This is a genomic window from Microbacterium sp. ARD32 (assembly GCF_031844385.1).
Taxonomy (GTDB): domain Bacteria; phylum Actinomycetota; class Actinomycetes; order Actinomycetales; family Microbacteriaceae; genus Microbacterium.
Map to the genome: position 1 here is coordinate 75113 of NZ_JAUZVD010000004.1, position 15144 is coordinate 90256.

12 protein-coding genes are annotated in these 15144 nt (G+C 69.4%); 7 read left to right on the top strand and 5 right to left on the bottom strand.

Going from position 1 to position 15144, the window contains the following annotated elements:
* The first annotated feature begins 56 nt into the window (after positions 1 to 56).
* From Q9R19_RS13525 to Q9R19_RS13545, 5 genes are all read left to right on the top strand, one after another.
* Positions 57 to 3194 (top strand): type I restriction endonuclease, encoded by a 3138-nt coding sequence (locus Q9R19_RS13525; protein ID WP_311256917.1) that lies wholly within the window; start codon positions 57 to 59, stop codon positions 3192 to 3194.
* A 56-nt stretch (positions 3195 to 3250) separates the two neighbouring features.
* Positions 3251 to 3793 carry a hypothetical protein gene (locus Q9R19_RS13530; protein WP_311256918.1) on the top strand — a complete coding sequence of 181 codons (543 nt, stop codon included), beginning with the start codon at positions 3251 to 3253 and terminating at the stop codon, positions 3791 to 3793.
* A gap of 260 nt (positions 3794 to 4053) precedes the next feature.
* Positions 4054 to 4701: a hypothetical protein gene (locus tag Q9R19_RS13535; protein WP_311256919.1), complete on the top strand. Its 648-nt coding sequence runs from the start codon at positions 4054 to 4056 to the stop codon at positions 4699 to 4701.
* Between the two features lie 72 nt (positions 4702 to 4773).
* The gene (locus Q9R19_RS13540; RefSeq protein ID WP_311256920.1) at positions 4774 to 6372 is read left to right on the top strand and encodes an acyl-CoA carboxylase subunit beta; all 1599 of its coding nucleotides are present in this window, start codon (positions 4774 to 4776) and stop codon (positions 6370 to 6372) included.
* Positions 6369 to 6587 carry an acyl-CoA carboxylase subunit epsilon gene (locus Q9R19_RS13545; protein WP_311256921.1) on the top strand — a complete coding sequence of 73 codons (219 nt, stop codon included), beginning with the start codon at positions 6369 to 6371 and terminating at the stop codon, positions 6585 to 6587. The genes Q9R19_RS13540 and Q9R19_RS13545 overlap by 4 nt, the downstream gene beginning before the upstream one ends.
* 240 nt (positions 6588 to 6827) lie before the next feature.
* On the opposite strand, the gene Q9R19_RS13550 is transcribed toward Q9R19_RS13545, so the two are convergent.
* The 4 genes from Q9R19_RS13550 to Q9R19_RS13565 form a co-directional block, all read right to left on the bottom strand.
* Complete coding sequence (locus tag Q9R19_RS13550) at positions 6828 to 7847, bottom strand: hypothetical protein (RefSeq protein ID WP_311256922.1); 1020 nt, start codon at positions 7845 to 7847, stop codon at positions 6828 to 6830.
* Positions 7844 to 9079, bottom strand: coding sequence for an ATP-binding protein (locus Q9R19_RS13555; protein WP_311256923.1), 1236 nt, complete (start codon positions 9077 to 9079; stop codon positions 7844 to 7846). The genes Q9R19_RS13550 and Q9R19_RS13555 overlap by 4 nt, the downstream gene beginning before the upstream one ends.
* The gene (locus tag Q9R19_RS13560; RefSeq protein ID WP_311256924.1) at positions 9069 to 9731 is read right to left on the bottom strand and encodes a response regulator transcription factor; all 663 of its coding nucleotides are present in this window, start codon (positions 9729 to 9731) and stop codon (positions 9069 to 9071) included. Before Q9R19_RS13560 ends, Q9R19_RS13555 begins: the two co-directional genes overlap by 11 nt.
* Before the next feature lie 83 nt (positions 9732 to 9814).
* A complete protein-coding gene (locus Q9R19_RS13565; protein WP_311256925.1) occupies positions 9815 to 11068 on the bottom strand; it encodes a TRAM domain-containing protein in 1254 nt (417 codons plus the stop codon).
* Between the two features lie 41 nt (positions 11069 to 11109).
* Between Q9R19_RS13565 and Q9R19_RS13570 the strand changes: the two genes are divergently transcribed.
* The gene (locus Q9R19_RS13570) at positions 11110 to 11757 is read left to right on the top strand and encodes a nucleoside triphosphate pyrophosphatase (RefSeq protein ID WP_311256926.1); all 648 of its coding nucleotides are present in this window, start codon (positions 11110 to 11112) and stop codon (positions 11755 to 11757) included.
* A gap of 90 nt (positions 11758 to 11847) precedes the next feature.
* Positions 11848 to 13617: a biotin carboxylase N-terminal domain-containing protein gene (locus tag Q9R19_RS13575; RefSeq protein ID WP_311256927.1), complete on the top strand. Its 1770-nt coding sequence runs from the start codon at positions 11848 to 11850 to the stop codon at positions 13615 to 13617.
* 39 nt (positions 13618 to 13656) lie between these two features.
* Here the strand turns inward: Q9R19_RS13575 and Q9R19_RS13580 are convergent, their stop codons facing one another.
* On the bottom strand, positions 13657 to 15105 hold the full coding sequence (locus Q9R19_RS13580) for an NAD(P)H-quinone dehydrogenase (RefSeq protein ID WP_311256928.1): 1449 nt from the start codon (positions 15103 to 15105) through the stop codon (positions 13657 to 13659).
* Positions 15106 to 15144 lie beyond the last annotated feature (39 nt).

A 15144-nucleotide genomic window follows, 5' to 3' on the forward strand; every position in this document is an offset into this window, starting at 1 on the left:
CGCAGCCGGCCACCGCACGAAACGAGATCTCTCATCTATGCGCCATGCTTACATGCATGGGCATTCAGCACGAGGAAGCATTCGAACGTGAGATCTGCGAGCATCTCGCGGCGAACGGCTGGATCTACGAGCCCGAGAACACGCACGGCTACGACAAGGCGCGCGCGCTCTTCCCCGAGGACGTCTTCGCCTGGCTGCAGCAGACGCAGCCCGAGGAATGGGCGAAGGTCGTGGGGCCCACGGCATCCGCTCCGGAACAGGAGAAGGCGAAGCAGCAGCTGCTCGACCGGCTCGTGAAGACCCTGGACCTCCCCCTCGACTCCGGCGGCGGCACGCTCAACGTGCTGCGCCGCGGGTTCAAGAAGACGCCGGCGACCTTCCGCATGTGCGCCTTCAGGCCGGCCACCACACTGAACGCGCAGGCTCAGCAGGACTACCACGCCGTCCGGCTGCGTGTCGTCCGGCAGGTCTACTACTCCACCAAGCACACCGGCTCCATCGACCTCGTGCTGTTCGCCAACGGCATCCCGGTCGCGACGCTCGAGCTCAAGACCGACAACATGCAGAAGCTCGACGATGCGATCGCTCAGTACCGCCACGCGCGCGACCCGAGGGGCGAGCCGCTGCTCGGCTTCGCCAACCGCGCTCTCGTGCACTTCGCCGTCTCCACCGACGAGGTCGCGATGACCACCCGCCTCGCCGGCGCCGCAACGCGATTCCTGCCGTTCAACCTCGGAAACGATCAGGGCGCCGGCAACCCCGTGAACCCGGGCGGGGCAGCATCGTCCTATCTGTGGGAGCGCGTGCTGCAGCGGGATGCCTGGCTGAACATCCTGGGCCGGCTGCTGCACATCGAGAAATCGCAGTCCACCGACCCGATCACGGGCGAGGTGACGAAGCGCACCGCCCTGCTGTTCCCGCGCTTCCACCAGTGGGAGCTCGTCACCGAGCTGCTCGAGACCGCGCGTCAGGAGGGTCCCGGCCACCGCTACCTGGTGCAGCACTCCGCAGGCTCCGGAAAGACGAACTCGATCGCCTGGCTCGCGCACGGCCTCTCCAACCTGCACGACGACGTGAACCACAAGGTGTTCGACTCCGTCATCGTCATCACCGACCGCACGGTGCTGGACGACCAGCTGCAGAAGGCCATCAAGCAGATCGAAGGCGTCGACGGCACGGTCGCGACCATCAACGCCGACGAGGTGCGCAAGGCCGGGGAAGGCTCCAAGTCGGGCCTGCTCGCCAAGACCCTTCTCTCCGGCAAGCACATCATCATCGTCACCCTGCAGACCTTCCCCTATGCGCTGAAGGCGATCCAGGAGAACGCCGGCCTCGCCGGCCGCAGCTTCGCGATCATCGCCGACGAGGCGCACTCGTCGCAGACCGGAGAAGCGTCCAAGAAGCTCCGTGAGGTGCTCACGACCGACGAGCAGGCGGCTCTCGACGACGGCGGAGAGGTGGATGCCGAGTCGCTCCTCGCCGCGCAGATGACCGCCCGCGCCGACTCGCCGAACCTCTCCTTCTTCGCCTTCACGGCGACGCCGAAGCCGAAGACGCTGGAGCTGTTCGGCAGGCCGGATGCCGACGGCATCCCCCGCGCATTCCACGTCTACTCCATGCGCCAGGCGATCGAGGAGGGCTACATCCTCGACGTGCTGCGCAACTACACCACGTACTCCACGGCGTTCCAGCTCGCGGAGAGGACCCGCCGTCATCTGCAGCTCGTCGACGAGGTGGACGAGGGCGAGGCGGTCAAGGGACTCATGCGGTGGGTGTCCCTGCATCCGACCAACATCGCGCAGAAGGTGCAGATCATCGTCGAGCACTACCGCGCCAACGTGCGGCACCTGCTCGACGGGCATGCCAAGGCGATGGTGGTCACCGCCTCCCGCGAGCACGCGATCCGCTACAAGGAGGCGATCGACGCATACATCGCCTCGAAGAAGTACCCGCTCGCGACGCTGATCGCGTTCTCCGGCACGATGACCGCCGAGCAGGTGCCGGGCGTGGCCTTCAAGGGCGTCGAGCCGCCCTACTCCGAGGCGAACCTCAACGCGGGGCTGCGCGGGCGCAGCATCCCCACCGCATTCGCCTCGGACGACTTCCAGATCCTCATCGTCGCCAACAAGTACCAGACCGGCTTCGATCAGCCGCTGCTTTGCGCCATGTACGTGGACAAGCGGCTCGACGGGGTCACGGCCGTGCAGACGCTGTCGAGACTGAATCGCACCTACGCCGCGGGCGGGAAGGACACGACGTACATCCTCGACTTCGTGAACGACCCGGATGAGATCCTCGAGACGTTCCGCCAGTATCACCGCACCGCCGAGCTCAGTGAGACCAGCGACCCGGATCAGGTGCACGATCTGCAGTCGAAGCTGGATGCCGAGGGCATCTACACGGATGCTGAGATCGAGGCGTTCGCTCACGCGTTCCTCGCCACCTCGACACCGCCCGAGCACGGCGCGCACACGGCCCCGCTGAAGGCCGCGGCCGACCGCTTCAACGCGCGGTACGCCGCAGCCGTGGCATCCGGATCGAAGGCGGAGCAGGACGAGCTGGACATGTTCCGCAAGGACGTCGGCACGTTCATCCGGTTCTACGACTTCCTCTCGCAGATCTTCGACTACGCCGACACCGGGTTGGAGAAGCGCTCGCTGTACCTGCGGCTGCTGCTCCCCCGCCTGACCGGAAGGGTCGCGATCGAGCCGATCGACTTCTCGTCCGTGGAGCTGACGCACATCAAGCAGACCCGGCGCGGTGATCATGACCTGGATCTGGATGTCGGCGAGTCGAGCCCCATGGATCCTGCAGGAGCCGGCGGCACCGGAACCGCGCGCGACCCACGCCTCGCACGCCTGGCGGACATCCTCGCGCGCATCAACGAGCTGTTCGCCGACGAGGACTTCAGCCAGTCGGGCGTGCAGAGCTGGGCTGAGGGCGTCGTGACAGTGCTGGTCGAGAACCCGCAGCTGCGCACCCAGGCGGCTGCGAACACGCGCAAGCAGTTCGTGGAGTCGCCCGACCTCAACGACGCGGTGACGGATGCCGTGCTCAGCAACCAGGACACCAACAACCGCCTGGTGCAGTACTACCTCGCCCACCCCGAGATGCGCGGGAAGCTCGTGCAACTGCTCGGCGCACTGGTGCACGAGAACGTGCAGGGCGGGGAGGACGAGCAGAAGCGGGCCTGACGGGGTCCTGTGGATAACTTCTGCGGGCGTCAGGTTGTTCGGGTTACCGTGTCCGGGTGACTGTCACGACCACCACTCTCCGTGCGCTCGGTGCGCTGTCTGCCGGGATGCTCGCGCTGGGGATGCTCGCGTCGTGCACGCCGGCGCCGGAACCCACACCCACCAAGACCGCACTGTTCGCCAGCGACGAGGAGGCCTTCGCCGCCGCGGAGGAAACCTACCAGGCCTACTCGGATGCGGCCAACGCAGCCGACTACGCCGACCCTGCAACATTTGAGCCAGTGTACGACTGGCTTACAGGTACCGCGTTGGGAGCGGAGAAGAAGGCTTTGAGTCTGTACCACGCAGAGCGGCTCACGAAAACCGGCGATGCCACTTTCGATACGTTCTCACCGCTTTCAGCATCCAGTGATGAGGTCGTCGTCCAATTGTGTATCGACGTGTCGCAGGTGGATCTCCTACGCGAAGGCGGTGACTCCGCGGTTCCGAAGGGACGATTGCCACGGGTGGGTCGGATGGTGACGTTCTCGCCAGGATCGACGCGGACAGGCTTGCGCATCGAATCGAACCATGAGACGAAGGACGACTTCTCGTGCTGAGAAATCTCCTCCTGGGAGCGGTGGTAGCAGTCACCGTCCTTGCAATTCCGCAGGTCGCTTGCGCCGATGAGTCAGGAGAGGAACTTGGCGCACAGACCATCGCCGCGGCATTGGATCCGAACACCAAGACAACGAACGTCAAGGGAACCAGGACGGTACCTGGTGAGTCTGGAAACCATCCCCGTTCCGACCAAAGCACGCACAAGGCCAGCACGGACGCCGACCACGATGAGTCGCTGGCTGTGCCAGATGCTCCGCTGATGGATTCAGCGTGGTCGCCCGGTGAGGGGGCGCCGCGGGTGCCGTTGGAGCGGCTGTGCCTGGAGTGGACGAGTCTGCCCGATCACTGCATCCGCCCCGACACCGACGACCCCGACCGCGACCCCGAGCAGGAGGATCCGGCCGATCCGGGATTCCCGACGGTCACGATCACCGACCTGGCCTCCTTCGCCCCGGCGCCCGCCACACTGACCGGGGAACCCCACAACCTCGGCGTGGCGGGCCTGCCCACCAACTTCATCGTCGACGCCGACGTGCACACCCGAGACGGGGAACTGTTCGGCTACCCGATCACCGCCCGCTTCACCCCGGCATCCTTCACCTTCGACTACGGCGACACCACGACAGCGACGACCACCACCCCCGGCACCACCTGGAAGAACCTGCACGTGCCGCAGTTCACCCCCACCGACACCAGCCACGTCTACGCCGAACGCGGCACCTACACCACCACCGCCCACACCACCTACACCGCCGAGATCGACCTCGGCACCGGCTGGAACCCCGTCCCCGGCACCCTCACCATCCCCGGACCCGAACAGAACATCCGCATCTACGAAGCCCACACCGCCCTCGTCGCCCACACCTGCAACGAAGACCCCACCGCACCCGGCTGCCCCACCCGATGACACATCTCCGCCAAAGGAACGCCCGACCCGTTGTAGCCGACATCCAACGTCGCGGCGAGGCCCACCGATAGGGTGGAATCCGTGACGGACACGCCTGACCTCTCGACCACGGCCGCGAAGATCGCGGACCTCCGCGCTCGCTTCGACGAAGCAGTCGTCGAGCCGGAGAAGATCGCCAAGCAGAAGCAGCACGCCAAGGGCAAGATGACGGCCCGAGAGCGCATCGAGCTGCTCGTCGACAACGGGAGCTTCGTCGAGTTCGACGAGTACGTGCGACACCGCACCACCGCCTTCGGCATGGACCGCAACCGCCCGTACGGCGACTCCGTCGTGACCGGCATCGGCACCATCAACGGGCGCACGGTCGCGGTCTACTCGCAGGACTTCACCACCTTCGGCGGCTCCCTCGGCGAGGTCTCGGGCGACAAGATCATCAAGATCATGGAGTTCGCGCTCACCAGCGGCATGCCGGTGGTCGGCATCCTCGACTCCGGCGGCGCCCGCATCCAGGAGGGCGTGCTGGCACTGAGCAAGTACGGCGAGATCTTCAAGATGAACACCCGCTCCTCGGGCGTCATCCCGCAGATCTCCATCATCATGGGCCCCGCCGCCGGCGGCGCCGTGTACGGCCCCGCCCTGACCGATTTCGTCATCATGGTCGACAAGACCAGCCAGATGTTCGTCACCGGCCCCGACGTGATCAAGACCGTCACCGGCGAGGACGTCGGCATGGAAGAGCTCGGCGGCGCCCACACGCACAACACGCGCTCGGGCGTGGCTCACTATCTCGCATCCGATGAGGACGACGCCATCGACTACGCCCGCACCCTGCTCAGCTTCCTCCCCGACAACAACATGGCCGAGCTGCCCGGCTACGCCACGGAATTCGAGTGGGAGACGACGGATGCCGATCAGCGACTGAACGCGATCATCCCCGACTCCCCCAACCAGCCCTACGACATGCACACCGTGATCGAGCACGTCGTCGACGCCGGCGACTTCCTCGAGGTGCAGCCGCTGTTCGCGCCGAACATCCTGATCGGCTTCGGCCGGGTCGAGGGCCGGTCGGTGGGCATCATCGCCAACCAGCCCTCGCAGATGGCGGGCACGCTGAACATCGAGGCCGGCGAGAAGGCCAGCCGCTTCGTGCGTTTCTGCGACGCGTTCTCCATCCCGATCGTCACCCTCGTCGACGTTCCCGGATACCTCCCCGGTACCGATCAGGAGTGGACCGGCGTCATCCGCCGCGGCGCGAAGCTCATCTACGCGTACGCCGAGGCCACCGTCCCGCTGGTGACCGTCATCCTTCGCAAGGCCTACGGCGGCGCCTACATCGTCATGGGCTCCAAGCAGCTGGGCGCCGACGTCAACCTCGCCTGGCCGACGGCCGAGATCGCCGTGATGGGCGGTCAGGGCGCCGTGAACATCCTCTATCGCAACGAGATCAAGAAGGCCGAGGAGAGCGGCGAGGACGTCGCCGCCGTGCGTGCCCGCCTGGCCAACGAGTACACCTACAGCGTGACGTCGCCGTTCCTCGCCGCCGAGCGCGGCGAGATCGACGGCATCATCGAGCCGGCGAGCACCCGGGTGTCGATCGCGAAGTCGCTGCGCGCGCTCAGGGGCAAGCGGGCCGAGCTGCCGCCCAAGAAGCACGGGAACATCCCGCTGTGATCGACCCCGAAGAGACCCCGCGCGTGCGGGTCATCCGCGGCACGCCGAGCGAGGAGGAGCTCGCCGCCCTCATCGCGGTCGTGAGCGACGCATACGTACGGGAGACCGCTGAGGCCGTCGCCGATGTGCCCGAGGTCTCGGTGTGGGAGCGCACGCAGCGCGGGCTGCGCAGACCGCTGCGTCGGGACATCCCCTGGGGTCGCTTCTCTGGCTGAACGGCCAGTCCGGCTGTCGACCTTCGTCTCAGAACCGTCGATTTTGTCCCCCGAAATACCTACAGACAGACGGGTTGACACCGGACAGACTGGTATCGACGCTTCGCGTTAGGCGGCTGCTCTGCCACAGGGTAGGCAGACGCAGTACCGCCCCCTGCGGACAGTTTTCGGGTAGCTGTTCCGCACTGGCGAGGGGCGGGCGGCTTCGCCGCCCCTCGCCCACTCTCCTCCTCGGAGACGTCAGCCCGGCTCGGATCCGGGATCCGCGTCGCGGCGGATCTCGTGCCACAGCTCCACGGCGTCATCGTCGTGCGCGCCCCCGGCCGCGCGCCCCACGACCGTCACCGCGATCCGATCGTCTCTCCCGGCCCGGATGATGACCCGGTTCGCTCGGGCACTGGCGAGCACGCCCGCCAGCTCGTCGCGGATCTCCCCCAGCCGTCGCGGGTCCAGGTCGTCCAGACCGCCCTCGTCGAACACTGTCACCAGCGTGCCGCGGCGGCGGGCGTCCGCGATGGCCTGACGCACCGCGTCGTTGAGCAGCACCGCGCCGCGGAGCTCGTCGCGCAGCGTCCCCTCGGCCAGCCGCGCGTCCAGCTTCTCCTGCTCGCTCAGCACTCCCCGCGCCGCGACGGTGCGCGAGAGCACCGGACCCGCGATGGCGAGGGCGCGCTGCGCGCGCACACGACGCTCGCGCTGGCGCACCAGCTGCGTCGCCTGCCACGCCGAGACGGATCGCTGCACGTCGGTCAGGCGCTCGGTGTCGCGCACCGCCCGCTCCCAGAACAGCACCAGCAGCTGCGCCACCACCACCCAGGTGATCGAGCCGACCAGACCGAGACGGAAGGCGCCGCCGACGCCGAGATACGCCGAAGCCGAGACGATCAGCACCGCGAGAGAGGTCCATCCCACGATCGGGCGCTGCCGCACGATGCACACCACCGCCAGCAGGCCGGTCGCCCCGATGTACCAGGTCGCGAAGGGCGCGGTGCGCATGTCCGGCTCCAGCCCCAGGCTGGCCAGTGCGGGCACGGCGGCACTGGCCATCAGCGCCAGGGCCGCCGCGCCCCACGGCATCCGCACCGTCCCCGCCGCCGCGGCGAGCACCGCGGTGAGCGTCGCCGCCAGGTACAGCACGATCCCGCCGACCATCAGCAGCGGCGCCGTGGGCTGCTCGATCCACCAGATCGCTCGCGCGCAGAAGTACAGCGCGAAACCCAGCACGAGCGCCGTCATCATGCTGCGGACCGTGCGCCTCATGACGGCTCCCAGCTCAGCTCGACGACGGTGCCGCCGGCGTTCGAGGTGACGCGGGAGGACCCCGCCACCGCGGCCATGCGCGCGACAATGGATGCCCGGATGCCCAGCCGGTCCTCGCCGATCTCGTTCGGATCGAAGCCGGGACCGGCGTCCACGACCGTCAGCGTCAACCGGTCCGGCTGGGGCGATTCCACGACCACGTGCAGTCCGCGCCCTCCGGCATGGATGAGCGCGTTCCCGATCGCCTGCCTGGCGGCCAGCACCAGCGCACGCGCCGCCTTCCCCGGGATCTCCGCGGGCACGCCGCGCTGCTCGACCACGGCATCCGCCCCCTGCTCCGACAGCGTGCGCCGCAGCTCGGCGACCACCTGCGCGCGCCGCACCGGCTCGTCGCTGCCCTCACGGGCGATCGACGCCTCGGTGTTGGCCAGGCGGGTCAGCGCCTCGCGCGCCATCCCGACGGCGAGCGTGCGCTCGCGCTCGCTCGACGCCCGCTCCGCCGCGATCAGGGCCGCCAGCACGCTGTCGTGCATGAGCGCCGCCATCGCGACGCGCTCCTCCTCCGAAGCGGATGCCGCGGCCGCGGCCGCGTAGGTGTCGACGGCCTGCGCCCGCGCATCGTCCACCCCGGTTGCGACCTGCCGGAAGATCCACGCCAGCGTCACGATGACCGTGCCGAGGATGATCGTGAACGACACGTCGAACGCCGTCGTGATCCAGAACCCCCGTGTGAAGTCTCCCTGCGCGAGCCGCACGTAGCCGTAGACGAGCGGTACGCCCAGCGCCCAGGTGAACTGCAGCCGCGGAGGGAACGCGAGCATCGCCGCGACCACGCCGATGTTCACCAGGAAGAAGATCCACGGCTGCTCCGCCGGCTCCTGCACCGAGCGGTCGACCACCGCGGGCCAGAGCATCAGCGCCAGCACGTACACCACCGCGAACGTCCCGCCGGCCTGCGTGACCCATCTTCCGCTCACGCAGGCGACGATCATCCAGAGCAGCGGCAGGAACACCAGGATCATGATCGCCAGGTGCGGCGCATCCGGGGTGATCAGGCGGGTGATTGCACTGAGCAGCGCCTGGATCCCCAGCGCCGTCGATCCGATGGCCGCGACGATCGCCAGGATGCGGTCCATGCGCCGGCCCGTGAAGCGCTCCATGCCGAGCCCGACCTCGCCGGGTGTGGGCAGACTGCTCCATGCCTCGCGGATGCTGCGCGCATCACCGGGCACTCGTCAGCCCGTCCGGCGCGACGATGCCGTCCTCCACCGCCCGGCGCAGCAGGTCGACCTTGGTGGGCGCGGGCCGACCCACTTCCACGTACTTCACCCGGATGCGGGTGATGTTCTCCTTCGCGGTCGAATAGGCCACCCCGAGCCGGTCGGCCACCGCCTTCAGCGGCAGCCCGGTCGCGTACAGCCTGAGCACATCGCGTTCCCGGGTGGACAGCTGCGCGTCGGCGAACTCACGATCGCCGTCGACGGCGCTCGCCCACTCCACGTTGTTGAGCGCCTCGCCGCGAGCGACGGTGCGGATCGCATCCAGCACGTCATCGAGCGCGGAGGACTTGCTGACGACGCCCGCCGCCCCGGCGACCAGCGCCTCCCGCACGGATGCCGGACGATCGGCGACGCTGTGGATGACCACGCTCGCTCCGTCGGCCACGAGCGTCGCGACGTTCTCGGTGACGGTGGTGCCATCGCCGAGCGTCAGATCGAGCACGACGACGTCCACCGGCGGCGAGGCCGAGACCGCACGCCACTCGAGGTACTCCTTGACGGTGCCGCCGGAGAAGACGACATCCTGCTCCCCGTCGCGCAGGCAGGCTGCCTCCAGGCCCAGACGAACCGACTCGTGGTCGTCGATGAGTGCGACGGTGCTCATGTCGTCAGCCTACCGAGTGCGCACCGCCGCGACCGTCCATCACCGCAGCGACCGTCCGCACCCGCGACCGTCAGCACCCGTGCTCAGCGCCGCGCGGCCGGGCGCAGCAGGGCGACGGACTCGAAGTGGTGCGAGTGCGGGAACAGGTCGAAGGCCCGCAGGCCCGCCACCTCCCAGCCGTGGTCGCGGAACGTGCCGAGGTCGCGCGCCAGGGCGATCGGATCGCAGGCGACGTACACGACGGACTCCGGGCGCAGCGCGGTCACCGCCTCGACGACCTGGCGCCCGGCACCGGACCGCGGCGGGTCGAGCACGACCGCGCCCGCACGCGAGCCCGCGGGCGCGGAGGCCAGGAAGCGGTCCACCCGCGCGGTGACGGCGGTGACATCCGCGTCGGCGAGATTCGCCCGCGCATGCGCCGTGGCACGGGCATCCGATTCCACGGTGACGATGTCGGTGGCGCCGAGACCTGCGAGCGTGGCGGAGAACAGACCGACCCCGCCGTAGAGGTCGTAGTGCGTGGCATCCGGGTCGACCTGCCCGTCCAGGAGCGCGCGCACCGTCGAATCGAGCACCGTGGCGGCGAGCGGATGCACCTGCCAGAATCCGTCGGCGTCGAGCTGGAACTCGCGCCCGCCGGCGCGCTCCACGATCGTCTCCGGTCGCGTCCGCCGCGGCGGGCGCCCGCCCCGGCGAGAGCGGTCCGTCCGCTCGGGCCGTCGAAGCATCCGCGCCGTGCCGTCGGACGGCTCGACGAACGCGACGCGGCCGGGCCCGGCCCCGCGCAGCTCCGCGGCAGCCGCGGCCAGTGCGGGACGGGCGAGCGGCAGGGCGGCCACCTCGATCACGCGACGGCTGCGCGCGGCGTAGGGGCCGATGCGGCCGGCGTCGTCGACATGCAGTGTCATCCGCGTGCGCCAGCCGGTGCCGTCGGAGTCGTCGACGCCCTCGACCTCGGGGGCGACGATACCCGGCCCGGCGAACTTGTCCAGCCCCTCCTGCAGCACCCGTCGCTTGAGCGCTCGCTGCTGATCGAGCGCGATGTGCCCGAGATCGGCGCCGCCGACCCGGTTCTCGGGCGCGCGGGACAGGTCGGCCTCGGCCCAGACGTGCGGCCTGCGATGCGGCGAGGCCTCGAGCACCTCGAGCGTCTCGGCGCGCCAGAACCTGCGCGCGTCAGCGGTCTCGCCCGGCTGGTCGGTGATCCGCACCCGCACCCGCTCCCCGGGGACCGCGTCGGGAACGAAGACGACGCGGCCCTCGTGACGCGCGATGAAGGTTCCGCCGTGCGCGATCCCCGTGATGTCGAGATCGAGGAGGGGCTGCGAGGAGGTCATCGTCCCAGGATCCCACACCGGCCGCACCGTATCGTGGGAGCATGCGCGTCTGCCTGGCATCCACCTCCCCCGCCCGACTCATGCTGCTGCGGCAGGCGGGCATCGAGCCGCTCACCCTGGCGCCCGACGTCGACGAGGACGCCGTCGCCGCCGAGGCCGAGGCGCAGCGCGGTGGGGCTCTCGCCCCCGCCGAGCTCGTCCTGCTGCTGGCCAGGGCGAAGGCCGCCGACGTCGCCCGCCGGATCGCCGCGCAGCATCCGGACTTCGACGGCATCGTGATCGGCGGGGACTCCATGTTCGCGCTCGGCGGGGAGGTCTACGGCAAACCGCACCGGCCCGAGGTCGCGCGCGAGCGCTGGCGGCTGATGCGGGGCGAGACCGGCGTGCTGCACTCGGGTCACTCCGTGTTCCGCATCGCCCCCGGAGTCGAGCCGGTCGAGGCCGCGGCGGTCGCCGAGGCGAGCGTCACGTTCGCCGCCGACGTGACGGATGCCGAGATCGACGCCTACATCGGCACCGGCGAACCCCTGCTGGTCGCCGGCGCGTTCACCGTCGACAGCCTCGGCGGTCCCTTCATCACGCGCGTGGTCGGGGACCCCTCCACGGTGGTGGGGATGTCGCTGTCGACGCTGCGTCGCCTGGCGATCGAACTCGGTGTGGAATGGACGGATCTCTGGGCGCCGCGCTGACGCCGATTGCGCGGAATCGACTGCGCAATCGCGAATATCTTGTGGAGGGTCGTCAAAGGAACCGGTCCCGCAGTCGCTAGGCTGAAACCCATGCCTGACATCGCCAAGGTCCTCATCGCAAACCGCGGCGAGATCGCCGTACGCATCATCCGTGCCGCCCGGGACTCCGGGATCTCCTCCGTCGCCGTGTACGCCGACCAGGACCGCGACGCGATGCACGCGCGACTCGCCGACGAAGCGTACGCGCTCGACGGCGCCACCAGCGCGGAGACCTACCTGCAGATCGGCAAGATCCTCTCCGTCGCCCGCCGTTCCGGCGCGGATGCCGTGCACCCCGGCTACGGCTTCCTGGCCGAGAACGCCGAGTTCGCGCGCGCCGTGATCGACGCCGGTCTGATCTGGATCGGCCCCTCCCCCGAGGCGATCGAGGCGCTGGGCGACAAGGTGACCGCGCGGCACGTCGCCGAGAAGGTCGGCGCCCCGCTCGCGCCCGGCACGCCCGGTCCGGTTGAGACCGCCGACGAGGTCGTGGCGTTTGCCGAGCAGGTCGGCCTGCCGATCGCGATCAAGGCCGCCTACGGCGGCGGCGGACGCGGGCTGAAGGTCGCCCGTGAGCTCGACGAGGTCGCCGAGCTGTTCGAGTCGGCCACCCGCGAGGCGGTCGCGGCATTCGGGCGCGGCGAGTGCTTCGTCGAGAAGTACCTCGACAAGCCGCGGCACGTCGAGACGCAGTGCCTGGCCGATGCGGCCGGCAACGTGGTGGTCATCTCCACGCGCGACTGCTCGCTGCAGCGCCGGCACCAGAAGCTGGTCGAGGAGGCGCCGGCACCGTTCCTGACCGACGAGCAGAATGCGCAGCTGTACACGGCGTCGAAGGCGATCCTCAAGGAGGTCGGCTACGTGGGCGCGGGAACCTGCGAGTTCCTGATCGGCGCCGACGGCACGGTCTCCTTCCTCGAGGTGAACACCCGGCTCCAGGTCGAGCACCCGGTGTCCGAGGAGGTCACGGGGATCGATCTGGTGCGCGAGCAGTTCCGCATCGCCGCCGGCGGCACGCTCGACTACGACGACCCGAAGCCGGTCGGGCACTCGTTCGAGTTCCGCATCAACGGCGAGGACCCGGGGCGGGGATTCCTGCCCCAGCCGGGCCCGATCAAGGTGTTCAAGACCTTCGGCGGCCCCGGCGTGCGACTCGACTCCGGAGTGACCGCCGGTGATACCGTCTCGGGCGCGTTCGACTCGCTGCTGGCCAAGCTCATCGTCACCGGACGCGATCGCGCTGAGGCGCTCGAGCGCGCCCGCCGCACCCTGGACGAGTTCGAGGTGGCAGGCATGCCCACCGCACTGCCGTTCCATCGCAAGGTCGTGCGCGATCCCGCCTTCACCGCCGACGACGGCGTCTTCGGCGTGTACACGCGCTGGATCGAGACCGAGTTCGTCAACGACATCCCCGCCTGGGACGGCGAGCTGGAGGATCCGGCATCCGCGCCGGGACGCCACACCGTCGTCGTCGAGGTGGGCGGCCGCCGCCTGGAGGTGAGCCTGCCCGACCACGTGACCGCACCGGTCGCGGGCACCGCCGGCCGCCCCGCCGCAGTGCCGCCGTCACGCCGCACGCATGCCAGCACCGCCAACGCGGGCGCCTCCGGCGACGCCGTGAAGTCGCCGATGCAGGCCACCGTCGTCAAGGTCGCCGTCGAGGAGGGGCAGCAGGTCGTCAAGGGCGACCTCGTGGTCGTGCTCGAGGCCATGAAGATGGAGCAGCCGCTGCAGGCGCACAAGGACGGCGTCATCGGCAACATCAGCGCCTCCGCCGGCACCACGGTCTCCGCCGGGCATCAGCTGCTGACCATCAGCTGAGCCCGCCGGGGTCTCACAGCAGGCCGGTCAGTCGCGCAGCTAGCCGATGTTGACCAGGTGCATCGCGCGCGTGGCGTCGGTGATGCTCGAGGACAGCGACGGATACGCGGCGAACACGCGCGAGACCTGATCGACGGTGAGTCTGCGCTCGGCGGCCACCGCCAGCGGGAAGATGAGCTCGGATGCCTTGGGCGCGACGACCACGGCCCCGATGACGGTTCCCGACCCCTTGCGGGCGATCACCTTCACGAAGCCGTCCTTGATGCCCATCATCTTGGCACGGGGGTTCGCCGCCAGCGGCAGCTTGTAGGCGATGCCGTCGGCGGCCCCGCTCTCGATGTCATGCTCCGAGAAGCCCACGGTCGCGATCTCGGGCGCGGTGAAGATGTTGGCGGTGATCTTGCGCTGCTCCAGCGGGATGACGATGTCGCCCAGTGCGTGGAACACCGCCGTGCGCCCCTGCATGGACGCCACGGATGCCAGCGGGAAGAAGTTCGTGCAGTCGCCCGCCGCGTAGATGTTGGAGACGGCGGTGCGCGCCACCCGGTTCACGCGGATGTGCCCGGAGTCGGTGAGCTCGACGCCGGCCTCCTCCAGGCCGATGCCGCGGGTGTTCGGGATGGAGCCGACGGCCATCAGGCAGTGGCTGCCCTCGACCGTCCGTCCGTCCGACAGGGTGACCAGCACCCCGTCGTCGGTGCGCTCGACCTTCTCGGCACGCGACTTGGACAGCACGCGCATTCCGCCGCGCTTGAACACCTTCTCCAGCACCTGGGCCGCGTCCACGTCCTCTCCGGGGAGCACCTGGTCGCGACTGGAGATCAGCGTGACCTTCGCACCGAGGTTCATGTACGCCGAGGCGAACTCGGCACCCGTGACGCCCGAGCCGACCACGATGAGGTGCTCCGGCAGCGCCTGCATGTCGTACAGCTGCGTCCAGGTGAGGATGCGCTGGCCGTCGGGCTTGGCGGAGTCGAGCTCACGCGGGGATGCGCCCACCGACACGACCACGGTGTCGGCCTCCACGCGGTCGAAGTCGGTGCCGCCGGGGCCGGTGGCCACCACGATCGCGTTGGGGCCCTCGAGGCGGCCGTGACCGGAGAGGATCCGCACCCCGGCCTGCAGCAGGGTGGCGCGCATGTCCTCGGACTGCTGTCCGGCCAGCGCCAGCAGCCGCTTGTTGACGGCCGCGAGGTTGATGGCGATCTCCGGTTTGAGCGGCTTGCCGTCGGCGCCCTTGGCGTAGAACTGCACACCCAGGTCGCTGGCCTCCGAGATGGCGACGGCGGCATCGGCCGTGGCGATCAGGCTCTTGGACGGCACCACATCGGTGAGCACGGCCGACCCTCCCACGCCGACGCGTTCGACCAGGGTCACCTCCGCTCCCAGCTGGGCGGCGGCGAGCGCTGCTTCGTAGCCGCCGGGGCCGCCGCCGAGGACGGCCACGCTCTGCCGGTTCGCGAAGGAAGTCTGAGACATGTACTCCATTCTCTCGCACTGGCACAGTCCCCCGCACATTCCTAGAGT